This is a genomic window from Antiquaquibacter oligotrophicus, from assembly GCF_020535405.1.
Lineage (GTDB): Bacteria > Actinomycetota > Actinomycetes > Actinomycetales > Microbacteriaceae > Rhodoglobus > Rhodoglobus oligotrophicus.
Genome location: NZ_CP085036.1, coordinates 2,656,102 through 2,681,209, shown reverse-complemented (window position 1 = coordinate 2,681,209; position 25,108 = coordinate 2,656,102). Strand labels below are relative to the sequence as shown.

Below are 25,108 nucleotides of genomic sequence, written 5' to 3'. Positions count from 1 at the left end.
CTCCTTGAGGCTCGGTGCGCCGCGGATGCGACGACTTAAACGACGAGAGCGAGCCGAAGCTCGCTCTCGCCCAACAACGGAAAACTAGTTGGTGACGATGTTGACGACCTTGCGGCCGCCCTTCGCGCCGAACTCGACCGAACCAGCGGCGAGAGCGAACAGCGTGTCGTCCCCACCACGGCCGACGTTCACGCCGGGGTGGAAGTGGGTGCCGCGCTGGCGGACGAGGATCTCGCCGGCCGAGACGACCTGGCCGCCGAAGCGCTTGACGCCGAGGCGCTGGGCGTTCGAGTCGCGGCCGTTACGGGTGGAGCTTGCTCCCTTTTTGTGTGCCATGTGTGCTCAGCTCCCTACGCGATGCTGGTGATCTTGAGGCGGGTGAGCTCCTGGCGGTGGCCCTGGCGCTTCTTGTACCCGGTCTTGTTCTTGAACTTCTGGATGACGATCTTCGGGCCACGCTCGTTGCCGAGCACCTCAGCCTTGACCTTGATCTTCGCAAGCGACTTGGCGTCGTGCGTGATCTTGTCGCCGTCAACGAACAGCACGGGAGCGAGCTCAACCGTACCGCCCTGCTCGGCCGCCAAACGGTCGAGAACAACGATCGAGCCGACCTCGACCTTCTCCTGCCGCCCTCCGGCGCGCACAACTGCGTAAACCACTTCGGTCCCTAACTTTTGGAAGCTGTTGGTGCTCGAACTGCGGACTTAGCCCTGCAGACACCAAGGGTCAACGATACCCGACGCTGAGGCATCCGGTCAAACGACGCCGCCGGGCGCGTCGGAGTGCGCCGCGGGCACCTCTCCCCCGCGCGATCGGAGCCAGATCCAGAGCAAAACCCCCGCGAGAACACCAAGGGGCAGCAGGCCGATGAACGTCGACAGCGCTGACTGCACCGACCAGACGCTCACGTCGCCGATGGACGCGAGGGGAAAGGTCGCGCCGAACAGCGACCGCTCGGCAAGTATGCGCGCCATCCCTCCCACGACGAGACCGATGACGGACTGGGCGAGCACTCCCAGCCCCATCGCCAGCGCCGATCGGGTAATGACGACGCGTAGGGACTGTGTTCCCGTGACCGGGCTCAGCCACCACACACTCAGGAAAAAGACGGCCGCGACGGGCAGCGCAACGAGGAACACCTCGCCGACAACGTTGATCCAGGGCAAGTACTGCAGGTCGTAGAGACCGCTGGACGCGAGACCGCTGACGAAGGCGAACACCGTATTCAGAACCGCGGATGCCACGATCCAGCCCCCGACGCCTGCCGCTGCGACCACTGCCGGGCGCCGTCGGCGTGCTCGCTCGGCGACGGAATCGACCCCCTCTGCAACTGACATCGGATTCACCCCTTCGTAGAATCGGCCCATGACCGTGCTGATCGACCAGCCCATCTGGCCCGCGCACAACACCCTATGGGCTCATATCGTCAGCGACGAGTCGCTCGAGGAGCTCCACGATTTTGCGGCGGCCGCCGGTATTCCCCGGCGCGGTTTCGACCGCGACCACTATGACGTGCCGGCGGCGCGCTGGCACGATCTCGTCGTGCTGGGTGCACAACCCGTGGGTGTGCGCGAGTTCGTGCGCCGCCTGGAGGCTAGCGGACTGCGGGTACCCCAGCGCGATCGGCACTGACAATCCGGCGGCGACCAGCCAGCCGCTGAGCGCCTCCGCTACCAGAGCAGACCGAATCCTTCGACGCTGCGCACGATCAGGCCCGTCTCGATCTCGACGATGACGGTGGTGATCGTAGTGGAGCGCTGATCGACGAGATAACCATCGGACACCGCATCCGCGATCACGGGTACAACCTCGACCGCGACGAACTGTCCGTTCGGCGATACCCGGAAGTTTTCGATGCTGCCGGCTTGAGCGGGGGTCTGGTACAGCACACGGCCCGTCTCGCCATCATCGACGGCCATGACCACGAGGAAGCGCCCCTCGGTCGTCTGGAGCGCCGCCTTCTCGATGACGTCGCCGTCCGGCAGCACCTCGACCTCCCCGAGGAACGGACTCGACCCTTCGATGAGAGACGGTTCGAATCGTTCTGTCTCGCCGTCCTCCAGTGAGACGAGGACTCCGCCGAGCGCGTCTGAAGCCGACATGGTCGAGCCGTCGCGCGAAATGCCCAGGATGTCGGTGAATCTGCCGATCGGCACCGGCACGGCCTCCGGCGCCGCGTCGAGAAGGAACGTCGTGTCCTCGGTGCCCTGCACAACCATCGAACGCGCGCCGGGAACGAAACGCCACGAGCTGATGGGAAAGACCTCTCCGCCCAGCTCACCGACGGTGAACAACGTTCTGCCTTGTTCCAGGTTCATGGCGAGGACTCGACGCCCGCCGAACACCTCACCATCCACCGGGGCACTCGGGGTGAACGTGAAGGCGATGATCGGGCCTGCGTCGGAGACCGCGAGATCGGTCACGGTGCCCTCTTCCGGCAGTCGCAACTCCTCGACGGCACCGTCGGCGAGGCTCACGAGCATCAACCGGCTGATGCCCTCAGCGTCAACGGTGGAGACAACGAGCACCTGGCCCGTCGCGGCGAACGCGCCGATGCCGGGGGTCTCGAAGATCACCTCGCGTTCGCTGCCCTTCAGGCCGACACGCACGATGGCGTCGTTCGGTGTTCCGCGGTCGAGGTAGAGCGGGGACGGGGCGCCCGTTGTGAAGCGATGCTCGACGGTCGACGACTGAGGGAGAGCAGCACTGCGTACACCGTCGATACGAACCGTGTACTCGGTGTCATAACGAAGCGGCGTATCGAACTGGACGGCCACGAGGTCGCCCGAGGTGGACACCGAGACCGCCGTGGCGGGAGTGACGGTGATCTGATCTGGGTCGATATCGTCGATCTGCTGGTTCAGGAACAAACGCAATTGTTGATCGGGTTGCGCGATCGCGGAGACGAGATCGATCTGCGCATCGGAAAGTTTCGGCCCCTGCAAGTAGGCGATCGCAAGAAAGACACCGCAGAGCAGCACGAGGGCACCGACAACCGCGAGAAAAACGCGGCGGAACGGGGAACGAGTTTCGGGATCAGAAGAGGTAGGGCTCACTGGGCTGCTCGGTCGGGGTCACCTGGTCGGGAATGAGGGCAAGAGGTTGGGTGCTGCCCTGGCTCGGATTGGCCTCGAAGGTTCCTGTCACCTGCACCCAGTCATCCGCAGACAGCGTCGAAGACCAACCGGGCTGGTAGACCGGGATGCCCGTGGGTTGGGCGTCAACGGCGCAACACGTGACAAAAAAGCGCGAGACGTAGAACACGTTCTCCGGGTCATCCGTGTCGGCGGTGATGAAGCCGACGACGTCAACGGGTTTGTCGGCATAGAACTGCACATCGCTGGTCTGACGCAGGAGGGAGGCCCAGTCGAGCACGGTGAAGCTCGAGAACGTGGCAGCGGACGCGGATGCCGCATCCTCCAGTGTGGTCTCGCTCGCCCCGAGCGCGGTGCTGTTGATGTCGCGCTGGTCGGCGGTCACGCTCGAGAGGGTGGCCGGCGGAAGCACGATCATACTCACCGCCACGAGGGAGGCGATGGCGAGACCCGCGACGGCGAATCCCTTCGAGAATCTTGTTGCTGGCTCTTCCGGATCGCCCCTGTCCGCGAGGAGAAGGCTCGCCACAACAAAAACGAGGGCGATAACGATCATGACCACCGTGAAGATCACGTATCGCGGATGGATGTACAGCACGAGTTGATTACTGAAAGCGAGGATGAGCGTCGCGATGACGGCGAGTCCCACGAGCACCACCCCGCGCCAGCGCTGAACGTTATGCCAGGACATTGACGACCAATCCGATCAAGGCGGACATGAGGCCAACGAGCACCGTCAACTGCACGAGGGTGCGCGTCGTGAACGTCGTACGCATGATGGCCAACATCTTGATATCGATGATCGGACCGAACACAAGGAAGGTGACAATCGACCCCGGTAGGAACGTCGACGCGAACGGAAGGATGAAGAAGGCGTCGACGCTCGAACACACAGCGATGACAAAAGCGAGCAGCATCATTGCGAGGACCGACCACAGCGGGTTGCTGCCGAGCTCCACGAGCACCTCGCGCGGAACCGCCACCTGGATAGCCCCGGCCACGAGAGCGCCAATGAAGAGCGCTGGCATGATGACACTCGTCTCACGCACAAAGATGTCGATGCTGCGCGACATCCGGGAGCCGTGCTCCTCGACCCCGCGCTCGCACTGTGCGGCGAAGCTCGGGGTGAGCAACTCGTGGGGTTTGCGGTGGAGGCTGAACACCCAGCCGACGATGTTGGCGATCGCGAGCCCACCCAGGATGCGGGCGACGAGGATGCCGTCATCGAAACCGAATGCCGCATGGGTCGTGATGATCGTGACGGGGTTGATGATGGGTGCCGCAAGCAGGAACGTCATCGATTCCGACACCGTGAAGCCCTGAACCACAAGCCCTCGCGCCAGTGGCACGTTGCCGCATTCGCACACCGGCAGCGCGATACCGAACAGGGAGATGCAGAACCGCCGCAACACGGGATTTCTCGGGAGATATCGCTGGAGGAGGTCGTTCGGCAACCACGCCTGGACCACGATCGACAAGAGGATGCCGAGGATCACAAACGGCAGGGATTCGACGATCACGCTGATCGCGAGCGTGAGCAGATCCTGAGCCTGACCGGGAAGCGAGGCACCATCGCCCGTCACCGCGCGAACGATGAGGAGGGTCGCGACGCCGACGACGCCGACGATCAGCCACACGAGGCGGCGACGACTGATCCTCAGCCGAACCGGGCCGTGGTCGTGCCCGTGATCATGGGTGTGATCGTGACCGTGCTGGGCGTGCGACGAGGGGTCGCCAGAACCGTCGTGCTCGTGCACGGTGGTGTCCGACGGCGACCTCATCGCCGACGATCCTAACCCGAGGCGTCAGTCCTCGGCTGGGGGCGCACTCACAACCTGTCCGGCACTCCCCGCACGGCGAGACACGCGCGGGCGAGATGACGACGGCTGCGACGACGCGGGTGGCAGTGAGTCCAACACCGTCTCAAGCAACTGCTGCGCCTCGGGAGCCGGTGTCGTGCGAGGGGCACGAGCGCGCTTGGCCACGGGGATGTCGAGGATGGCGACCGTCTCGACGATGTCGGACTGCCCATCCGCCTCACCCGAGGACCCTGCAGGGGCAGCGTCGGTACCGGCGTTCTTCTCGGAGGACTTCGCGGCGGAGGCCTTCGACTTGCGGGGTGTACGGCGCTTCGTTTTGGGAGCGTCGGTCGGGGCATCCGTCGCCGGAGCGTTGCCGGTGTCACCGCCCTCGACACTCGTCTCTGCCTGCGTCGTGGTGAGCTGACCGTCGATCTGGTCAGGCGCCGGTGCGCCGTTCTCGTCGTGGTGCACGGTCACGGATGCCACGCGCGCGAGGGCGTTACGGACGTCTTCGGTGATGGCGTGGGTTCCCACTCCGCCGACACCGTTCTTCACGGTGGGGACGGATGCCCCGCCGTTGCCGCCGCGTCCGCGACGCCGTCCGCCACCCTGTTCGGGCTGCGGCGATTGCGTCTGCTGACGGTGCTTCGTCACCGGATCGTGGTGGACGATGATGCCGCGGCCAGCGCACACATCGCACTGCTCGCTGAACGTCTCGAGTAGCCCGAGACCCAGCTTCTTGCGGGTCATCTGGACAAGACCGAGCGACGTGACCTCGGCGACCTGGTGCTTTGTGCGGTCGCGGCTGAGGCACTCCACGAGTCGGCGGAGCACGAGGTCGCGATTCGATTCGAGAACCATGTCGATGAAGTCCACGACGATGATGCCGCCGATGTCACGCAGACGAAGCTGACGGACGATCTCCTCGGCCGCCTCGAGGTTGTTTTTGGTGACGGTCTCCTCGAGGTTTCCACCGGAACCCACGAACTTGCCCGTGTTGACGTCGACCACCGTCATCGCCTCGGTGCGGTCGATCACGAGCGAGCCTCCCGACGGGAGCCACACCTTGCGGTCCAGAGCCTTCTCGATCTGCTCGGTTACACGGAACCGGTCGAACGAGTCGTCGGTTCCGTCGTACGCCGACAGGCGGTCGAGGAGGTCGGGAGCAACCGAGCGGAGGTAGCTCTCGATCGTCTGCCGAGCATCCTCGCCCTCGATGATGAGCTTCTGGAAGTCCTCGTTGAAGACATCACGGATGATCTTGATGAGCAGATCGGGCTCGGAGTGAAGCAGCGCGGGAGCCTGCTGGGTCTCCACGAGTCGGCTGATCTCGGCCCACTGGGTGGTGAGGCGGTTTACGTCGAGAGTCAGCTGCTCCTCGGTTGCGCCTTCCGCCGCGGTCCGCACGATGACACCGACGTTGTCGGGAAGAACCTCTTTGAGGATCTTCTTGAGACGTGAACGCTCGGTGTCGGGGAGCTTGCGGCTGATACCGGACATCGAGCCGTTGGGTACATAAACGAGGTAGCGACCGGGGAGGCTCACCTGGCTCGTCAGTCGTGCACCCTTGTGACCGACGGGATCCTTGGTGACCTGCACGAGGACACGGTCACCGGGCTTGAGCGCCAGTTCGATTCGGCGGGCCTGGTTCTTGCCGTCACCCTCTGCTGCTGCGGCGTCCCAATCGACCTCGCCGGAGTAGAGAACGGCGTTGCGCCCGCGACCGATGTCGACGAACGCCGCCTCCATGCTCGGGAGCACGTTCTGAACACGCCCGAGGTAGACGTTGCCGATGAGGCTCGCCTCCTGGGCCTTGGCCACGTAGTGCTCGACGAGCACGGAGTCCTCGAGCACGGCGATCTGGATACGTCCGTGCTTGGAACGCACGATCATCTGGCGGTCGACGCTCTCGCGGCGAGCGAGGAACTCGCTTTCCGTGACGACGGGCCGGCGACGACCGGCGTCACGTCCGTCGCGGCGGCGCTGCTTCTTCGCTTCGAGCCTCGTGGACCCCTTGACACGCTGTGGTTCGGTGATCGGCTCCGGAGCGGGGCGCGGCTGGCGCACCCGCACGACAGTGCCCGGAGCGTCATCCCCCGCACGCTCGCTCTCACCGCTGCGGCGACGTGAACGTCGACGCACGGTGCCGCCCTCCTCGCCCTCGGCGGGCTCGGGGCGGGTAGGAAGATCGGGGGCCTGGAAGAGGAGCGCCGTCGTCGAGCGCACGGGCTCCTCCGCCGGCGCATCCGAGGAGGAGGTGTCGGCGGTATCACCCTCGGCCACCGCGACCTGCTCTTCGATCACACCCGGACTCGCCGACACGTGGTCTGCCGCACTCTTGGCACGGGTACGACGGCGAGGGGCCGCCGGTGTCTCCTCGACGGGAGCCTCATCGACCGAAGCGTCCTCGACCGCAGATTCGGGCACAGGGTCGGGCTCGGGTGCCGTGGTGGTTTCGATGTCCTGCTCGGCGGAAGTCGCGTCGTTTTTGGATGCCTCGGCTGCGCGGCGTCCGAAAAGTCCGAGTCTCCTCTTGGGTGCAGTTGCTGGACGGTTTTCAGTTGAATCGTTGTCATTCACCATCGCTGGTGTACTCCTTGGCCCTCTCGGAAACCGCGTTCCCGGGGGTACTCTCGTGCGCTGGCACGCCGTGGGGCGATACCGCTACCAATTCTTCTCGTGCACCGGGCTCCTGGCTCGCGGTACGTCTCGTGCGCTGTCACCGCACTGGTGTCACCATTACGCGGAACTGGCTATCCGCCTCGCGCTGCACTACACGTGCTGCATTCCCGGCCCGGTCTCGCCCTGTGGCTGATGCCCGGTAAAGCTATTCGGCGTCGTGACGAACGCGGTCCGTCTGACGTTCCCAAATTATCGCACGCTTTACTGCGAACAGGACGTTCGCCCCAGCGCGCGTCCCCCGCGGCCTGAGATAATCCGAACATGACGGATGCCGCACCCCAGCAAAAACGACTCTCCACCGCGATCATTCTGATCGTGACGGGCCTGCTCGGATGGTACGCATCCTTCGCACTCACACTCGACAAGTTCGCGGTTCTCGAAAACCCGCAGGCCGATCTCGACTGCAATTTGAGTGTGCTCGTGCAGTGCGGAGCGAACCTCGCCTCATGGCAGGGTGCCCTCCTCGGCTTTCCCAACCCCGTCCTCGGACTCGGCGGGTTCGTCGCCCCCATCGCGGTGGGTGTCGGTTTGCTCGCCGGGGCGACCTACGATCGCTGGTTCTGGATCGCGTTCAACGTCGGTGTCGCCGGTGCGCTTGGTTTCTGCATTTGGCTCATGAGCCAGAGCATCTTCTCGCTCGGCACCCTGTGCCCGTGGTGCATGCTCGTGTGGGCCGTGACGATCATCATGTTCTGGACCCTCACGCTGCGCAACGCGGCCGTGGGAGTTTTCGGCGCCGGACTCGAACGAGTCGGACGCGCCCTCTACTCGTGGATTCCCGCACTCGTGATCGGCAGCTACCTCGTTGTGGCGATCGTCGCGCAGTTGCGCCTCGACTTCCTCACCGAGATCGCGATCATGCTCGGCTGATCATCGCGATCAGCCGAGCATCCGCTCGTCAGGAAAACCAGAGCGCCAGTTCGCGCGCCGCACTCTCCGGGGAATCACTGCCGTGGACGAGGTTCTGCTGCACCTTCAGTCCCCAGTCGCGACCGAGATCGCCTCGGATGGTTCCCGGCGCCGCCGTTGTGGGGTCCGTGGTGCCCGCGAGCGAGCGGAAGCCCTCGATCACTCGGTTGCCAGCAACACGCAGGGCGACCACCGGACCGGACTGCATGAACTCGACGAGCGGCTCGTAGAAGGGCTTGCCCTGGTGCTCCTCGTAGTGGGCGGCAAGGAGGTCGAGGTCGGCTTCGAGCATCCGGATGTCGACGAGCTGGTAACCCTTCGCCTCGATGCGGCGGAGGATCTCGCCCGTGAGGTTGCGGGCAACCCCGTCTGGCTTGATGAGGACGAGTGTCTCTTCGACGGTCATGAAGTACTCCCTTGTGAGGTGACGGCGGCCTTCGCCCGGTCGAGCGAACGGCCCTTGATGAAACAGAAAACCCAGATGGCGGCGAACCCGGCGCCGATGACGTACATAATCGGCACGAGGATGCCCGTGGCGATGAGCACCACCTGCAGCAACCACCCCAGGCCGACGCCCCAGGGGTAGCGCACGAGGCGCGTGGTCAGCACCAGCAGCACAAGCAACGCTCCTCCGCCGACAAACGCCGCGACCGGGTCGAGAACTCTCAGCCCGTAGACGGTAAGCGTGACAAAAAAGACGAGACACGCCTCGAGGCCCAATGCGATCGCGAGGAGCGACTCGGTGGCGCTTCGAACTCGTCGCGGCGCGCGGGGTGCGCCGTCGGTCACTTCCACCCCTCCACCTCGGAGAGCCCCAGAACCTCACCGATGAGGGTGATCGACCCGGTGACCAGGACCGCACGACGCGGAGCCTGAGCTGCCCAGACACGGGCATCCTGAACCGCGAACTCGAGGCTTTCGAACGCTTGGAGGGCCGAATCCGGAGCCACGCGAGAGATGAGGTCGGCGAGGTCCGCTGCCGGAATCGCACGATCGGACTCGGACTGGGTGGCGATGAAGGACGACGCGACGGGTGCGAGAGCCTCGACGATGCCTGTCGCGTCCTTGTCGGAGAGAACCCCCAGCACGACAACGATCTCGTCGAAGGTGAAGTAGGTGCGCAGGGCGTCGGCGAGAGCCTGGGCTCCGTGCGGATTGTGCGCGGCGTCAACGAGCACCGTCGGGTCCGTGCCGACAAGCTGGAGACGCCCAGGGGAGGCGACCGTCGCGAGCCCCTCCTCGAGCACGTCACCGACGAGCGCTTGACTGCCTCTGCCGAGGAATGATTCGACGGCCGCGATCGCGAGTGCCGCATTGTGTCCCTGGTGTGTGCCGTAGAGCGGCAGGAACAGGTCGCGGTACTCCCCCGCGAGCCCCTTCACACTGATGACCTGACCGCCCACGGCGACGGTCGAACTCTCCAACGCGAAGGCGTCGCCCTCAACACGCAGCGTCGACTCCGTGAGGTCGGTTGCACGCTCGAGCTCGCCCAGCGCCTCGGGGCTCTGAGCCGCTGATACGACGGCTGCGACGGGCTTGATGATGCCCGACTTGGTGCGCGCAATCTGCTGAACCGTGGCGCCGAGACGTTGGGTGTGGTCGAGGGCGATGGGAGTGAAAACGGCAACCTGGCCATCGCCAACATTGGTCGAGTCCCACTCGCCACCCATGCCGACCTCGACGACCGCGACATCGACAGGTGCGTCGGCGAAAGAGGCGAACGTCAGTACCGTGAGGCACTCGAAATAGGTGAGCGGCTCCTCGCCGGACTCGCGCAACTCCGCATCAACGAGGTCGATGTAGGGCCGGACATCCGCCCAGTTCTCGGCAAAGGCTCGATTGGAGATGGGCTCTCCGTCGATCATGATGCGCTCATTGGGGCGACGGAGGTGCGGACTCGTCGCGAGTCCTGTGCGCAGGCCGTAGGCGCGCAGAATGCTCTCGATGAGACGCGCGACGGAGGTCTTGCCGTTGGTTCCGGTGATGTGGATGATCGGGTAACTGCGCTGCGGATCCCCCAGCAGTTCGACCACACGTCGTGTCGGCTCCAGCCTCGGCTGGGGCGACCCCTCACCGATGCGCTCGAGGAGCTCCTCGTACGCCCGTTCCGCGTTCTCGGCGAACTCGGAGTCGTCGAACGCGTACTCGTCAGACATTCACTGCTCCAGACTTCGCAACGTCGATGACCAGTACACCAGCATTCGCGTACTGACCGGAACCCACGACCGTGCGGCGAGCACCGGCATCACCCTCGATGGCCGCGGCCGTTTCGGGACTGGTCGAGAGCTCGAACGTTCGTGTCACCGCGAGTGTCTCCCGAGCGATCGTCTCGGCGTGGGTCGTGAGCGCGGCGATGTCGGTGCCCTCAGTCCCGAAAACGGAGAGCGCGATGCGATCGCTCACGTCGAGGCCCGCCGCCTTCCGGGTGTCCTGGATGGCGCGGATGATGTCGCGCGCGAGACCCTCCGCCTCCAACTCCGGCGTGGTTTCGGTGTCGAGGATCACGAACCCGCCGTCGCCGAGGAAGGCGATAGCACTCGAGGCATCGGCCGCGTCAAGTGTGAGTTCGAACTCCCCCTCGACGAGCTCGATACTGCCGACAATGAGGGTGTCACCGTCGAGCGTCCAGTCACCTGCCTTGGCAGCCCGGATGACTCGCTGCACCTCTTTTCCGATGCGCGGGCCGAGAGCTCGAGCGTTGACGCTGAGCTTGCGTGTGATCCCGAAGGACTCGAGCGAGTCCTCGCGGAGCGGCTCGAATCGCACCGACTTGAGGTTGAGTTCGTCCCGCAGAATGACCTCGGCATCCGGCAGGTGTCCGGAGGCCGACACCACCGTGAGACCGCTCAGCGGAAGCCGCACGCGGAGCCCCCTCGTTTTGCGCAGCGACAGCCCTGCCGACGCGATCTCGCGCACGGCATCCATCTGCTCGACAAGGTCCGGGCGCGCCGGGAAGAGCTCGGCATCGGGCCAGTCGGTGAGGTGCACACTCCGGCCGCCCGTGAGTCCCTGCCAGATCTCCTCGGCGACAAGCGGAATGAGGGGTGCGGCTACCCGAGTCACCGTTTCGAGCACGGTGAAGAGCGTGTCGAAGGCCTCGGAACCCGCGCCCTCCCAGAAGCGCTCACGGCTGCGACGCACGTACCAGTTGGTGAGGACATCGGCGAAATCGCGCAGCTTTTCCGCGGCAAGGGGACTATCCAGAGCGTCGAGATCGGCCGTCACGGCCTCGATGAGGTCCCGCGTTTTGGACAGGATGTAGCGATCGAGCAGGTTCTCCGAATCCGTACGCCACGTCGCCGTGTGACCGGACGCATTCGCGTACAGCGTGAAGAAGTAGTACGTGCTCCACAGCGGAAGCAGCACCTGACGGACTCCCTCGCGGATGCCCTCCTCCGTGACGACGAGATTGCCTCCGCGAATGACCGAACTCGACATGAGGAACCACCGCATCGCGTCGGCACCATCGCGATCGAACACCTCGGAAACGTCCGGGTAGTTGCGCAGCGATTTCGACATCTTCTGCCCGTCCGAACCGAGCACGATGCCGTGGCTGATCACGTTGGTGAAGGCTGGCCGATCGAAGAGCGCGGTCGACAGCGCGTGCATGACGTAGAACCATCCGCGTGTCTGGCCGATGTACTCAACGATGAAGTCCGCCGGGCTGTGGCTGTCGAACCAGTCCTGGTTCTCGAACGGGTAGTGCACCTGGGCGAACGGCATGGACCCCGAATCGAACCACACATCGAGAACGTCCGGGATGCGGCGCATGGTCGACTGACCCGTCGGGTCGTCGGGGTTCGGTCGCGTCAACTCGTCGATGAAGGGGCGGTGGAGGTCCGGCTCACCGTCGGCGTTGCGGGGCAGGCGGCCGAAGTCCCGCTCGAGCTCCTCGAGTGACCCGTAGGCGTCGACACGCGGATATTCGGGGTTGTCGCTCTTCCACACCGGGATGGGGCTTCCCCAGTAACGGTTCCTACTGATCGACCAGTCGCGAGCATTGCCGACCCACTTACCGAACTGCCCGTCCTTGACGTTGTCGGGCACCCAGTTGATCGTCTGGTTGAGCTCGCCCATCCGGTCGCGGAACTCGGGCACCCGCACGAACCAACTCGATACCGCCTTATAGATGAGCGGATTGCGGCAACGCCAGCAGTGCGGGTAGGAGTGCTCGTAGCTCGCTACCCGGAACAGGCGACCCTCCGCCCGGAGCTTCTGGGTGAGCGGCTTGTTCGCCTCGAACACCTGGAGGCCAGCGACATCCGTCACAAGGGGCAGGAATCTGCCGCCGTCGTCGACCGAGAGGATGACGGGGATGCCAGCGTCGGCACACACGATCTGGTCGTCCTCACCGTATGCGGGTGCCTGGTGCACGATTCCCGTACCCTCGCCCGTTGCGACGTAATCCGCGACGAGGATCTGCCACGCGTTCTCCGTGCCCCACACCTCGGTGTCGGCGAAGTAGTCCCACAGGCGCGCGTAGCGCACGCCCTCGAGCTCGCGACCGAGAATTCGCCGCTCGATCGCCGCGACGGCGTCTGCCGCCGATTCATAGCCCAGTTCCTTCGCGTACGCACCGACCGTATCGGCGGCGAGCAGGTACTCCGCAGCACCGTCGACCGTGGGGCCGCTGCGCACGAGCGCGTACTCGATGTCGGGTCCAACGGCCAACGCGAGGTTGGTGGGCAGCGTCCATGGGGTGGTTGTCCACGCGAGCGCGTTGACACCGGTGAGACCGAGCGATTCGGCCTTCGGCCCATCGAGCGGGAACGTGACCGTGACCGCCTGGTCCTGGCGCATCTTGTAGACGTCGTCGTCCATACGCAGTTCGTGGTTGGAGAGCGGGGTCTCGTCATGCCAGCAATACGGCAGGACTCGGAAGCCCTCGTACGCCAGGCCCTTGTCGTACAGCCGCTTGAACGCCCAGATGACACTCTCCATGAACGACAGATCGAGTGTCTTGTAGTCGTTCTCGAAGTCGACCCATCGGGCCTGACGCGTGACGTAGGCCTCCCACTCCTTCGTGTACCGAAGCACCGATTCGCGTGCCGCTGCGTTGAACGCGGCGACACCCATCTCCTCGATTTGAGCTTTCTCATTGATGCCGAGCTGCTTCATGGCTTCGAGCTCGGCGGGAAGGCCGTGGGTGTCCCAACCGAATCGCCGATGAACCTGCTTGCCGCGCATCGTCTGGTAACGCGGGAAGAGGTCTTTCGCGTAGCCGGTCAGGAGGTGCCCGTAGTGGGGAAGGCCATTGGCGAAGGGCGGTCCGTCGTAGAACACCCACTCGGGAGCGCCATCGCGCTGGTCGATGGATGCCTGGAACGTACCGTCGTTCTTCCAGAACTCGAGGATCCGCCGCTCGATCTCCGGGAACCGCGGCGAAGGGACGACTCCGTCGTCCGAACTGTTGAGGGGGTAACCCATGGTCTCTCCTGTGCGCTGTCTGTCACACGAGGACGACCTCACGGCCGCGGTACCACCCCGTTTGCCGCGACACCTTCTCGCGACCGCTCTGACGGCTATTACGGGCCTACCCGTTCGGTTCTACTGACCGCGGAGCGGCGTTCTTCCGAAGACTCCCCGGTGATGGCCGGATCGATGTCTGTCCTGAGATTCTACTGGATTCGCTCGTTCGATCGGGCGATGAGGGCGCTCAAGAGCGACGCACCCTGTCGAGCGTCGTCGACGGTGATCACGAGCACCCGCCCACCCGTGCGCTGAACCTCAATCGCCTCGCCAGCCCGAACCACGATTCCCGTGCGTTTACCCGGGACGGTCCGGATGCCCCAGCCTGCGAAATCCCTGCCGGGCACAACATCGGTCACCCCTGCCGAGACAAGCTCGTCGAGAGGGTAACGGAAGTGCGGCGCGCCGAGTGCCGATCGCACCGAGAGACCGTTGGCATCGACACGAACGGTCCAGAACATGGTCGAGGCCACCGAGACCCCGACGAGCACGAGGATGCCGAGCCACACGAACAGGTTGGGTAGCGGGCCGCTCGCCCACACCACGATTCCGCCCGCCGTTAGCCCGAGGGCCAGACCCCCGACGATGAGCGCTACGACGCCGCGACTGGGCTCGATGCGCTGCAGCCACAGCACCCGCTCGGTGGACGCGAGAGCGAGCGGCGGTGCTGACTCCGGCGTGATCGCAGCGGGTCGGACATGCCGCGGAAGCGCGAACCATGCGGCGATGGCGGCGACCGCGCCGGCCAGGAGAGCCACCGCGAGGAGGGGCAGAACGGTGGGGGCGGCCGCGGCATCCGTGAGCCCGACCTGCAGGTAGGCCGAGCCGGCGCCTGCTGCACCCAGGACGACAGCAAGGAACACGCCGATGGCGAGAATGCTGCGTTGCGCCCAGGTGATGCCCTGTGCCCGGGCACTGCGCGTGACGACGAGGGCGAAGCCGGAGTAGAGGATCGCGAGTGCGGGGAGAACAACAAGAATCCAGGGTGTGCCGAAACCGTCTGGCTGCCCATCGACGCCCCAGTGCACAGCGACCCGGTCGGGAAGATGCGGCAGCTGGGTCACGATAAGCGCGCCGGAGATCACTCCGACGAGCGCGGGTAGTGCCACTCCGACGAGGAGCGTGCGGAGGTACTGGGCGGTGGTCATGTCCAGGCCTTTCTGATGAGGTCGGAGAGTGCTCCCGGCGTGAGACCGAGCCGTTGTGCTTCGTGGACGAGAGAGTCGATGTGCTCGCTCAGTTCGCGATAGTCGACCGTTTGGTCGCTCACGACCGCGCCGCGCCCCCGTCGGAGTTCGATGAACCCCTCGTCTCGCAGCGCCTGGTACGAGCGGAGCACCGTGTGGATGTTGATGTCGAGCGAATCAGCGAGTTCACGCGCCGCGGGTAGGCGGAAGCCTGCGGTGATTGCACCCGACACGATCGCGGCACGGATGCTCGCCGCAAGTTGCTCGAAGAGCGGCTGGGACGAGCCCGGATCGATCGAGATGAGCACGACGTCAGTCTATTCTTCTATTAGCACTAGAACAACTCGATTAGAACTCAACCTGTCACAGACCACTCGCCGCGATCAGCTCGCGAGTGAATGGATGTTCGGGAGAACCGAGCACAGTGGTTGCCGGTCCGCTCTCCACCACACGCCCGCTCTTCATCACCACGATCTCGTCGCTCACCTCGGCGATGACACCGAGGTCGTGCGAAATGAAGACCATCGCCAGCCCGAGGTCGCGCTGCAACGACTCGAGAAGTTCGAGCACACGAGCCTGAATAGGTGCATCGAGGGCCGAGACGGGCTCGTCGCACACGAGGATGGCCGGGCGCCTGGCAATGGCGCGAGCAATCGCGACACGTTGCCGCTGCCCGCCAGAAAGCTCGCGCGGCCGGCGTCGCGCGAGTTCGGGCTCGAGACCCACGCGGCCAAGCAGGTCCCGCACCCGCTGGCCCCGCACTCGGCGGGGATCACCCGCGAGCACCACGGCCTCGCCGATGATCTCGGCGACAGTGAAACGCGGGTCGAACGAGCCGAAAGGATCCTGATCGATGAGTTGGATGCGCGAGCGGCGAGAGCGCCGTCGGCGTTCGGGATCGCTCGACCAGGGGGCTCCGTCGAGCAGGACGACACCGGCATCCGGTTGCTCAGCAGCGAGGAGCATTCGCGCGAGGGTGCTCTTGCCCGACCCCGATTCGCCGACAACACCCACCGTCGAACCCGCCCTCACCGTGAGGCTCACCCCGTCGAGCGCCCGGACGGCTCCCCCACCCTGGATCCCGTAGTCCCGGACGAGATCGCGCGCCTCGAGCACGATCGCGCCCTCCGGCGGGGAGCTCGTCTCACGCGGAGTCGGCACGGAATCTAGGAGATGTCGTGTGTACGGATGCTGCGGCGACCCCATCACGTCGGCCGTGACACCCGCCTCCACCACGCGACCATCACGCATAACCGCAACCCGATCTGCGAGCCTCTCGACGGCGCGGAGGTCATGGCTGATGAGCACGAGCGCGATGCCGTCGTCTCGGAGTTTCGCGAGGAGGTCGAGGATCGTGCGCTGAACTGTCGCGTCCAGCGCGGTTGTCGGTTCGTCCGCGATGAGCACCCTGGGTCCTGCGGCGAGCGCCGAAGCGATGAGGGCACGCTGCCGCAGGCCCCCCGAGAGTTCGTGCGGATACTGCCGCGAGCGAACCGGAGCATCCGGCACCCCCACCTGCGCGAGGAGTTCGATGACTCGTTCGCCGATCTCCGCTCGAGGCACCGTGTTGTGCACTTCGATGGGTTCGGCAACCTCGCGGCCGACGGTACGCAATGGGTCCAGCGACACGAGCGCATCCTGGCTCACCAAACCGATCGCCCCGCCCCGTAGCGCTCGCCATTGCCGGTCGGAGAGGTGCCGGGCATCCGTTCCCGCGAGCTCGAGGGTCTCCGCGTCGACCCGCGCACCGGCCGGTGTCAGTCCCAGAAGAGCGTTGGCCGTCATCGTTTTTCCGGAACCGGACTCTCCGACGATGGCCAGGCACTCTCCCGGCGCGACGTCCAGATCGACACCGTCGACGATCACCCGGCCGTCAAGGGTGATGGTGAGGCCGCGCACATGAACACTCATCGCGCACCTCCCGTCCTGCTGTGAACAAACCGACCGAGGACACTCACGCTGATGACGGTGAGAGTGATGACGACGCCCGGGAACACGGTGATCCACCACGCGCTGCCGAGGAAGTTGCGGCCGTCGGCGAGGATCACGCCCCATTCGGGCGCTGGCGCTGCCGGTCCTAAGCCCAAATAGCTGAGGCCCGCCGCGGACACGATCGCCGAACCGACCCCGATGGTCGCCATGACGAGCAGTGGACCGAGCGTGTTCGGTACGACATGCCGAAGCACCGTGACCGGCGGCGCAACCCCCAATGTCGTGGCGGCTCGCACGTATCCCGAGTTGCGAACTACGAGGGTCTGCGATCGGGCTACCCGCGCATACACGGGCGCCGTCGCGATCGCGATCGCGGCAACCAGACTCCCCTGCCCCGGCCCGATGATCGCGATGACGATAAGCGCGAGAAGGAACTCGGGGAACGACATGGCAATCGCGATGACCCGCGCGAGGATCGAATCGACGACCTTCGGCGCGAGCCCCGCGCTGACCCCGACGAGCAAACCAGCCATCAGCGCGAGCGCACTGGCACCAAGGCCAACACCCAGGGAGTACTGCGCACCGTAGACAACACGCGCGAAAACGTCACGACCGGACTGGTCGGTGCCAAACGGATGCTCGGGACTCGGCGGCAGGAGCGACGCACCGGCGTCCGCGCGCAGCGGGTCCAGCGGGGTGAAGAGCGACGGGGCGAGGGCGGCCGCGACGAGGATGGCCAGCAGTGCGCTCGCGACAACAACCGTCGCGGTGACGGGCGAACGACGGGCGAGAACACGACGACTCAGCGCGAGGCTCACGACGCAGTCCCCCGCCCGCTCAGGCGCGGGTCGATCGCGCGGTAGGAGAGGTCGACGAGTGCATTGATGATGGCAAAAACCGCGGCGGTGAAGACGATGATGCCGAGCACCACCGGGAGGTCACGATCGGTGATGGCGCGTAACGTCACCCGCCCGAGGCCGTTGCGACCGAAGACGGTCTCCACGAGAACCACACCACCGAGCACCGAGCCGAGCAGGTAGCCGGTGAGGGTGATCGTGTCCGCCGCCGCGTGCCGCAGGGTGTGGCGCAGCACGAGGCGGGTGTGGCCGATGCCGCGGGATCGTGCGGTCAGGGCGAAGGGTTGCGCGAGTGCGGCATCCGTTCCCTGACGGAGAACCTGGCTGATGATGCCCGCGAGAGGCAGTGCGAGGGTCACCGCGGGGAGCACGAGGCCCGGCAGACCCTGGGTGGCGGTGACCGGGAACCAGCCGAGCTGGAACGCAAAAACCGCGATGAGCACGAGCCCGATCCAGAAAGTGGGAGACGACACCACAATGAGTTCGGCGATGGATGCCACGGCCTTCGCCGCGCGCCCGCGGACGATCAGGGCACCGACAAACGCGGCGAGCACCGCGAGCAGGATCGCCGCACCGGCGAGCGCAAGCGTGGGACCGAGCCCCGAGTAGAGAACCTCGACGACGGGTTGACGCAGCTGGTACGACTCACCGAGGTTGCCCGAGACGAGGCGGCCCAGATACTGCAGGTACTGGTCGAAGGGCGGGTCATTCAGCCCCCAGTCGGCGCGGATCTGATCTCGCACCGACTCGCTCACTTGGGCTTGCACACCCAGCATGACGTCGACCGGGTCACCCGGGATCGCCTTGATCGCGATGAACCCCGCCGTCGCGGCACCCCACACCACGATGAGGACACCGCCGACGGCGCGAAGCACCCCCAGCGCGACACGTGCGGCCGCGCCGCGCTGGGGGTGGCTGACTGCGGTCACTACCTCACGCTAGCGCCGTAGAAGAGCGGCCTTCCGTAGAGGTCGAACTGAAGGCCCTCGACGCTGTCGCTGTACGCGGTGATGAGCGACGGCACGTACAGGGGCACAATCGCGGTGTGCTCGGCGTTCCACTGCTGCACGTCGGTGTAGAGCGTTGTGCGCTCGGCCGGGTCACTCGTCGCGACGGCCGACTCGAGCAGGGCATCCACCTCGGGGTCGCTCACCTGAGAGGCGTTCTGGAACCCATCGGTGTGCAGGTGACTGCGAAGCGCGTCAGCGTCGACACCCGAGAAACCCCAGTCGGTGAGGTCGAATGTCTTCGGCCCGTACTGCTCGTTGTAGGCGGCGGGCTCGAGCGCTTCGCGAACGACCTCGAATCCGATGTCGCGCAGGTCGGACTGGATGAGATCGGCGAGGGCCGCACGATCGTCCGGAATCGGTGTCCACGCGATCCAGCGCACGCTCAGACGCTCGCCGTCCTTGGTGCGGTAGCCCTCGGAGTCGCGCTCGGTCCACCCGGCGGCGTCGAGCAGTTCGCCAGCCTTCTCGGGGTCGTACGGCCAGGATCCTTCGAGAGAGGCGTCGTACGAGTTCGGCGTGGTGGGGCCGAGGATGCTCCAGGCTCGCGGGTACTGGCCAAAGAAGATGCTTTCGACCGCGGCGTCCGCGTCGAAGCCGATCGAGAAGGCCTCGCGAACACGCTCATCGGCGAAGACACCGTAGGTCTCGTTGAGGTAGAGCGAGTACGGGATGCCCGGCAGCTCGACCGAGCGGACGGTGAACCCGTCGCCGATCTCGCTCACGGTGCTCGGGGTCACATTGCCCGCGACCTGGACTTCGCCGCTCGTGAGGGCTCCGGTGCGCACGGAGGTCTCGGGGAGGATGCGCACCGTGAGGGTGTCGATGTCGCTCGCGCCCGTGTGCTCCGCGTTTGCAGGCCCCCAGTTGTAGTCGGGGTTGGCGGTGTAGACGATCTCCTGGTCTGGGACGTACTCGCTCAGGATGAAGGGGCCCGTTCCCACCGAGATGTCCGGCCCGCCCGTCTTGAGCTCATCGGCCCGCTCCTCAAGCACGGCAGGCGACCAGAAGCCGAGGAGTGCGGTGCTGACCGCAGAGAGGAAGGGCGCGTAGGGGCGCGAAAACGTCACACGCACGGTGAACTCGTCGATTGCTTCCGTGCCGACGTAGGAACCGCCGTCCTCGGCGTATCCGATCATGCTCGCGGCCTGAGCGGACGCGGTTGCCGGGTCGGTGATGTGGTTGAAGTTCGCGACGACGGCGTCGGCGTTGAACGGCGTGCCGTCGTGGAAGGTCACGTCGTCGCGGAGGGTGAAGGTGTACTCGAGCTGGTCATCCGAAATCTCCCAGTCGGTCGCAAGCCACGGCACAAAGGTTCCGTCCGCGTCCTGGGCGACGAGCGAGTCGAGTACGTTGCGCTGCACGAGAGCGCTGACGTCGAGCTGGCTCGAGTGCGGATCCATGTGGCCGGCACTGAGGTTGGCGCCTTCGATGGCGAAGGTGAGTGTCTGATTCTCACTGGCTGCCGGGGCTGCGCACCCCGTGAGCAGTGCCAGAGCTGCTGTGGTGATGACAGCACCGAGGGCGAGACGGGACCTGATGGGCATGGCTGTACTTCTCTCTTCGTGGGAGGGTTCTGTCCAAATATATAGATTCAGTACAATAAATCCGTAATCCGCAGTATTCCCGGTCGAAAGGATGCCGTGACCGACACAACGACCCGTGGTCGACCGCAGGCGTCCTCCCGCGAAACACTCCAGGAGGCGGCCTTCGAGTTGTTCCTCGAAAACGGTTACGCGGGAACGACCGTCGAGCAGATCACACGGCGCGCCGGGGTCAGCCGTAACACCTTCTTCAACTACTTCACGAGCAAAAGCGACGTGTTCTGGATCGACCTCGATGCCACCCTCGAACACCTTCGCTCGGAGCTCCGAGAGCGCAGCAGCGCACCACGTCCCGTCGAAGCGGTGCGCGATGCCCTGCTCGCGGTGTCTGACGAGCTCGGGCCTCTTCGTATGCCGTGGGCGCTCACTCAGTACTCCGCGATCGGCAGCACGGAAGAACTCCAGTCCGCTGCCGTATCACGGCTGAGCGAACACACCCGCCTCGTCGCGGGATTCATCGGTGACCGTCTTGCCCCCACCACACCGCCTGTCTTGGCGAAAGTGGCCGCAATCGCTGCGATCGGGGCCGCCGTCGCTGCCACACAGGAGTGGGCGGCGGCTGGTCCAACGCGGGGCAACCTCCGCCGCTACCTGGAGACCACTCTCGAGCCCGTTGTGGCCGGGTTCGGTTCGGTCTGAGCGCCTCATTGTTCTGAAGGAGCGTCACCCCTAGGATCGGGGCATCCGGTAGTGCCGGTATCGCCACCATCGAGGGGACCCCGTGAGCGACGACACACCCACCCAGAGATTCGACGCCGCGGGCGACGACGCCCGCACCGAAATCATGAGCTCGCAGCCACCGATGCACGAGCACGCGGCCCATCGACTGGCCGAGGACCCCGAAAAGACGAAGTCGAAGCGACTCATCATCATCCTTGCCTCGGTCGGTGGCGCACTGCTGCTCGCGCTCATCATCATCCTCATCGTTCTCCTCACGCGCGGCGGTGAGCCGGGCCCGGTGCCCACCACCACGCCGACCCGAACCGCGACAGCAACCCCGACTCCCACGCCGACGCCAACGCCGACCCCCACTCCGACACCGACCCCCAGCCCCACACAAACGGTCGACCCGCCGCCACCGTCCGGCCCCGTCATCAACAACTTCAGCGTGGGCTCCGCGACCGTCCAGTGCGCCGAACCCGGCACACAGGACCCGCAACTGACGATCACGTGGTCGACCTCTCGAGTCGACACCGTCTACTTCGGTATCGACACAACGGATGCTTCGGCCCAACCGTTCTTCAGCAACCTCCCGCCGAGCGGTGACACCTCCGACTTCCCCGCTGGCTACGACCCGTTTGTGTACACGTGTCCGGCCGCAAGCCACGTCTACACACTCACGGTCGTCGGGGGCGGCGAGAAGGTCACCCAGTCGGTGACCGTCACCAACACGGGCTACACCGGCTGATCACTCGTGGGTGGAGCCCCCGCCCACGAGCCGTAGAATCGAAGGGCGTCAAGGGATGCCCGAGCGTGGGCATCCGTCACACTCAGGCACCTTCGCGTTCGCGCACAGACTCGGTGCCGCACATATCGAACCGGAGCACCCCCATGACCGAGCCCTCGTCCGCGATCCCCGACAAGCCGGCACTCGAAGGACTCGAAGAGAAATGGGGGGCCGCCTGGGAAAGCCAGGGCACCTACCGGTTCGATCGGGCCGACGCCCTCGCTCGCGGCAAGGACTCCGTGTTCGCCGTCGACACTCCCCCGCCGACGGCCTCGGGCAGCCTGCACATCGGCCACGTGTTCAGCTACACGCACATGGACCTCGTCACGCGATTCCAGAGGATGCGCGGCAAGGCGATCTTCTACCCGATGGGGTGGGACGACAACGGTCTGCCCACCGAGCGGAGGGTGCAGAACTACTACGGTGTGCGCTGCGATCCCTCGTTGCCTTACGACCCCGACTTCACTCCGCCGCTGCAGGGTGGCGAAGGCTCGAGCGGTAAAGCCGCCGACCAGGTGCCGATCTCTCGCCGCAACTTCATCGAGCTCTGCGAGGAGCTCACCATCGAGGACGAGAAGCAGTTCGAGGACCTGTGGCGCCAGCTGGGCCTCTCTGTGGACTGGTCGCTCACCTACCGCACCATCGGCGACCACGCCCAGGCGGCGGCCCAGCGTGCATTTCTGCGCAACCTCGAGCGCGGTGAGGCCTACCAGGCCGACGCACCGACACTCTGGGATATCACCTTCCGCACCGCTGTCGCCCAGGCCGAGCTCGAAGACAAGGATCAGCCGGCGGCATACCACCGCGTCGCCTTCCACCGCACCGACGGCCAGGGCGACATCGAAATCGAGACGACACGCCCCGAACTCCTCGCCGCGTGTGTTGCCCTCGTCGCCCATCCCGATGACGAGCGCTACAAGCCGTTCTTCGGTACCACCGTGACCACACCGCTCTTCGGTGTCGAGGTGCCCGTCGTCGCGCACCACCTGGCCCAGCAGGACAAGGGCTCGGGCATTGCCATGATCTGCACGTTCGGCGACGTCACCGACGTCATCTGGTGGCGTGAGCTCGACCTCCCGAACCGCACGATCATCGGAGCCGACGGACGAATTGTCGCCGACCCGCCCGCAGCCATCGAGACGGATGCCGCGAAGGCCGTGTACGCCGAACTCGCAGGCAAAACGGTCTTCTCCGCGAAGGCACGCACCGTCGAACTCCTGCGAGAGTCCGGCGAGCTCATCGGTGACCCGAAACCCATCACCCACGCCGTCAAGTTCTTCGAGAAGGGCGACAAGCCGCTCGAGATCATCTCGACGCGCCAGTGGTACATCACCAACGGTGCACGCGACGAGTCGCTGCGCGAGAAGCTCGTGGCCGCTGGCAGGGAGATCTCCTTTACGCCCGATCACATGCGCGTGCGCTACGAGAACTGGGTCGGCGGCCTGACGGGCGACTGGCTCATCTCGCGCCAGCGCTTCTTCGGTGTGCCGATCCCCGTCTGGTACGAGCTCGACGCCGACGGCGGGAAGGGCGCGGTCATCGTGCCCTCGGAAGACTCGCTCCCCGTCGACCCCTCGAGTGACGTTCCCCCCGGGTATACCGAGGCCGACCGCGGAAAAACCTTCGTCGGCGAGGTCGACATCATGGACACGTGGGCTACATCGTCCCTCACCCCGCAGATCGCCGGCGGTTGGGTCACCGACCCCGAGCTGTTCGACCTCGTCTTCCCCTACGCTCTGCGAAGCCAAGGCCAGGACATCATCCGCACATGGCTGTTCTCGACGGTGCTGCGCGCCGAACTCGAACACGGCACCATCCCGTGGCGTAACGCGGGCATCTCCGGCTTCATCGTCGACCCCGACCGTAAGAAGATGTCCAAGTCCAAGGGCAACGTTGTCACCCCCAAGGGGATGCTCGACGACCACGGCTCCGACGCCGTGCGCTACTGGGCGGCATCCTCACGCCTCGGTACCGATGCCGCCTTCGACCCGCAGAACCCGAAGCAGATCAAGATCGGTCGCCGCCTGGCCATTAAGGTGCTCAATGCCGCGAAGTTCGTGTATGGCTTCCCTGCCACCGGCGACGTGTCGCTGGATGCCGTGACCGAGCCACTCGACCGTGACATGCTCGCCGAACTCGCGTCGGTCGTGCGGGTCGCCACCGAGTCACTCGAGAACTTCGACCACGCACGCGCGCTGGAGACGACCGAGCAGTTCTTCTGGACCTTCTGCGACGACTACCTCGAACTCGTGAAGGAGCGCGCCTACAGCACCGGCTCGGGCCAGGAGTCGGCGGTCGCCGCTCTGCGAACGGCCATCGACGTCTTCCTGCGACTGTTTGCGCCGTACCTCCCGTTCGCGACCGAGGAGGTCTGGAGCTGGACCCACGAGGATTCCGTGCACACCGCGGCATGGCCCACCGTGGCGGACCTCGGTTCACCGGGAGAGCCCGACGGGCTTCTGTCGCTCGTGAGTGAAGCGCTCATCGGCATCCGTCGCGCGAAAACCGACGCGAAAGCCTCCCAAAAGACCGAGGTGCTGTCGGCGACGCTCACCGGGCCGGGCAGGCTCGAGGACGCGATGAGCGACCTCCGTGCCGTTGGACGGATCTCGAACGTCACTTTTGTCGAGGGCACCGAGATCTCCGTGACCGACATCGTCCTCGCCGAGGAGCCAGCATGATCAGGGCCGTGAGCCCGGACGACCGGAGCGCCTGGCGTTCGCTCTTCCGCGCCTACGGCGAGTTCTACGAGACGCAATTCGATGACGACGTGCTCGATTCCGTCTGGGCCCTCCTCCTCACCGCTGGCACGGGAATCGACGCCATCGTCGCCGAGCAGGACGGCACCGTTGTCGGTCTCGCCCACTACCGCTCCCACCCGGACACGTTCACGGGCGGACGCGACTGGTTCCTCGACGACCTGTACGTGAGTCCGGATGCCCGTGGCGCTGGCCACGCGACGGCGCTCATCGAGCACATCGCCGAGCTCGCACGCGGCGCTGGCACCCCCGGCACCCTCCGTTGGATCACCGCTGCCGACAACAAACGAGCCCAGCGCGTGTACGACCGCGTCGCGACGAAAACGACCTGGGTGACGTACGAGATCCGACCCTGACC

The 25,108-nt window shown here is 65.6% G+C and carries 23 protein-coding genes; 6 read left to right on the top strand and 17 right to left on the bottom strand.

Features of this window, described 5'->3' with window-relative positions; translation table 11 throughout:
• Positions 1 to 84 precede the first annotated feature (84 nt).
• The 3 genes from rpmA to LH407_RS13120 all read right to left on the bottom strand — a co-directional run bounded on the left by rpmA (position 85) and on the right by LH407_RS13120 (position 1,337).
• Positions 85 to 336 carry a 50S ribosomal protein L27 gene (rpmA, locus tag LH407_RS13130; protein WP_322133535.1) on the bottom strand — a complete coding sequence of 84 codons (252 nt, stop codon included), beginning with the start codon at positions 334 to 336 and terminating at the stop codon, positions 85 to 87.
• A 14-nt stretch (positions 337 to 350) separates the two neighbouring features.
• Positions 351 to 659, bottom strand: a complete 309-nt coding sequence (rplU, locus tag LH407_RS13125; RefSeq protein WP_322133536.1) for a 50S ribosomal protein L21 — start codon at positions 657 to 659, stop codon at positions 351 to 353.
• Between the two features lie 96 nt (positions 660 to 755).
• Positions 756 to 1,337: a hypothetical protein gene (locus tag LH407_RS13120; RefSeq protein ID WP_322133537.1), complete on the bottom strand. Its 582-nt coding sequence runs from the start codon at positions 1,335 to 1,337 to the stop codon at positions 756 to 758.
• A gap of 28 nt (positions 1,338 to 1,365) precedes the next feature.
• Here LH407_RS13120 and LH407_RS13115 point away from each other — a divergent pair, with 28 nt between their 5' ends.
• Positions 1,366 to 1,632, top strand: a complete 267-nt coding sequence (locus LH407_RS13115) for a DUF4031 domain-containing protein (RefSeq protein ID WP_322133538.1) — start codon at positions 1,366 to 1,368, stop codon at positions 1,630 to 1,632.
• A gap of 38 nt (positions 1,633 to 1,670) precedes the next feature.
• Here LH407_RS13115 and LH407_RS13110 read toward each other — a convergent pair whose 3' ends face one another.
• Genes LH407_RS13110 through LH407_RS13095 form a run of 4 tightly spaced genes read right to left on the bottom strand, consistent with a single transcriptional unit; the run spans position 1,671 to position 7,480 of the window.
• Positions 1,671 to 3,056, bottom strand: coding sequence for a WD40 repeat domain-containing protein (locus LH407_RS13110; RefSeq protein WP_322133539.1), 1,386 nt, complete (start codon positions 3,054 to 3,056; stop codon positions 1,671 to 1,673).
• Positions 3,037 to 3,786 (bottom strand): TIGR03943 family putative permease subunit, encoded by a 750-nt coding sequence (locus LH407_RS13105; protein ID WP_322133540.1) that lies wholly within the window; start codon positions 3,784 to 3,786, stop codon positions 3,037 to 3,039. Before LH407_RS13105 ends, LH407_RS13110 begins: the two co-directional genes overlap by 20 nt.
• On the bottom strand, positions 3,773 to 4,876 hold the full coding sequence (locus LH407_RS13100) for a permease (RefSeq protein ID WP_322133541.1): 1,104 nt from the start codon (positions 4,874 to 4,876) through the stop codon (positions 3,773 to 3,775). Before LH407_RS13100 ends, LH407_RS13105 begins: the two co-directional genes overlap by 14 nt.
• A gap of 24 nt (positions 4,877 to 4,900) precedes the next feature.
• A complete protein-coding gene (locus LH407_RS13095) occupies positions 4,901 to 7,480 on the bottom strand; it encodes an Rne/Rng family ribonuclease (RefSeq protein WP_322133542.1) in 2,580 nt (859 codons plus the stop codon).
• 360 nt (positions 7,481 to 7,840) lie between these two features.
• Here LH407_RS13095 and LH407_RS13090 point away from each other — a divergent pair, with 360 nt between their 5' ends.
• Complete coding sequence (locus LH407_RS13090) at positions 7,841 to 8,449, top strand: vitamin K epoxide reductase family protein (RefSeq protein ID WP_322133543.1); 609 nt, start codon at positions 7,841 to 7,843, stop codon at positions 8,447 to 8,449.
• A 28-nt stretch (positions 8,450 to 8,477) separates the two neighbouring features.
• Here LH407_RS13090 and ndk read toward each other — a convergent pair whose 3' ends face one another.
• From ndk to LH407_RS13040, 10 genes are all read right to left on the bottom strand, one after another.
• Positions 8,478 to 8,894, bottom strand: a complete 417-nt coding sequence (gene ndk, locus LH407_RS13085; RefSeq protein ID WP_322133544.1) for a nucleoside-diphosphate kinase — start codon at positions 8,892 to 8,894, stop codon at positions 8,478 to 8,480.
• Positions 8,891 to 9,277 carry a DUF4233 domain-containing protein gene (locus LH407_RS13080; RefSeq protein WP_322133545.1) on the bottom strand — a complete coding sequence of 129 codons (387 nt, stop codon included), beginning with the start codon at positions 9,275 to 9,277 and terminating at the stop codon, positions 8,891 to 8,893. Before LH407_RS13080 ends, ndk begins: the two co-directional genes overlap by 4 nt.
• On the bottom strand, positions 9,274 to 10,644 hold the full coding sequence (locus LH407_RS13075) for a bifunctional folylpolyglutamate synthase/dihydrofolate synthase (protein WP_322133546.1): 1,371 nt from the start codon (positions 10,642 to 10,644) through the stop codon (positions 9,274 to 9,276). The genes LH407_RS13080 and LH407_RS13075 overlap by 4 nt, the downstream gene beginning before the upstream one ends.
• The gene (ileS, locus tag LH407_RS13070; protein WP_322133547.1) at positions 10,637 to 13,915 is read right to left on the bottom strand and encodes an isoleucine--tRNA ligase; all 3,279 of its coding nucleotides are present in this window, start codon (positions 13,913 to 13,915) and stop codon (positions 10,637 to 10,639) included. The genes LH407_RS13075 and ileS overlap by 8 nt, the downstream gene beginning before the upstream one ends.
• Before the next feature lie 191 nt (positions 13,916 to 14,106).
• A complete protein-coding gene (locus LH407_RS13065; protein ID WP_322133548.1) occupies positions 14,107 to 15,105 on the bottom strand; it encodes a DUF1648 domain-containing protein in 999 nt (332 codons plus the stop codon).
• Positions 15,102 to 15,452 (bottom strand): GntR family transcriptional regulator, encoded by a 351-nt coding sequence (locus tag LH407_RS13060; RefSeq protein ID WP_322133549.1) that lies wholly within the window; start codon positions 15,450 to 15,452, stop codon positions 15,102 to 15,104. Before LH407_RS13060 ends, LH407_RS13065 begins: the two co-directional genes overlap by 4 nt.
• Before the next feature lie 55 nt (positions 15,453 to 15,507).
• Positions 15,508 to 17,055: a dipeptide ABC transporter ATP-binding protein gene (locus LH407_RS13055; protein ID WP_322133550.1), complete on the bottom strand. Its 1,548-nt coding sequence runs from the start codon at positions 17,053 to 17,055 to the stop codon at positions 15,508 to 15,510.
• On the bottom strand, positions 17,052 to 17,894 hold the full coding sequence (locus LH407_RS13050) for an ABC transporter permease (RefSeq protein WP_322133551.1): 843 nt from the start codon (positions 17,892 to 17,894) through the stop codon (positions 17,052 to 17,054). The genes LH407_RS13055 and LH407_RS13050 overlap by 4 nt, the downstream gene beginning before the upstream one ends.
• A complete protein-coding gene (locus LH407_RS13045) occupies positions 17,891 to 18,862 on the bottom strand; it encodes an ABC transporter permease (RefSeq protein ID WP_322133552.1) in 972 nt (323 codons plus the stop codon). Before LH407_RS13045 ends, LH407_RS13050 begins: the two co-directional genes overlap by 4 nt.
• Positions 18,862 to 20,487 (bottom strand): ABC transporter substrate-binding protein, encoded by a 1,626-nt coding sequence (locus LH407_RS13040; RefSeq protein WP_322133553.1) that lies wholly within the window; start codon positions 20,485 to 20,487, stop codon positions 18,862 to 18,864. The genes LH407_RS13045 and LH407_RS13040 overlap by 1 nt, the downstream gene beginning before the upstream one ends.
• Before the next feature lie 96 nt (positions 20,488 to 20,583).
• Here LH407_RS13040 and LH407_RS13035 point away from each other — a divergent pair, with 96 nt between their 5' ends.
• From LH407_RS13035 to LH407_RS13020, 4 genes are all read left to right on the top strand, one after another.
• A complete protein-coding gene (locus tag LH407_RS13035; protein ID WP_322133554.1) occupies positions 20,584 to 21,183 on the top strand; it encodes a TetR/AcrR family transcriptional regulator in 600 nt (199 codons plus the stop codon).
• A gap of 82 nt (positions 21,184 to 21,265) precedes the next feature.
• Positions 21,266 to 21,952, top strand: coding sequence for a hypothetical protein (locus LH407_RS13030; protein WP_322133555.1), 687 nt, complete (start codon positions 21,266 to 21,268; stop codon positions 21,950 to 21,952).
• 143 nt (positions 21,953 to 22,095) lie between these two features.
• The gene (valS, locus tag LH407_RS13025) at positions 22,096 to 24,672 is read left to right on the top strand and encodes a valine--tRNA ligase (protein ID WP_322133556.1); all 2,577 of its coding nucleotides are present in this window, start codon (positions 22,096 to 22,098) and stop codon (positions 24,670 to 24,672) included.
• A complete protein-coding gene (locus tag LH407_RS13020) occupies positions 24,669 to 25,106 on the top strand; it encodes a GNAT family N-acetyltransferase (protein WP_322133557.1) in 438 nt (145 codons plus the stop codon). Before valS ends, LH407_RS13020 begins: the two co-directional genes overlap by 4 nt.
• Positions 25,107 to 25,108 lie beyond the last annotated feature (2 nt).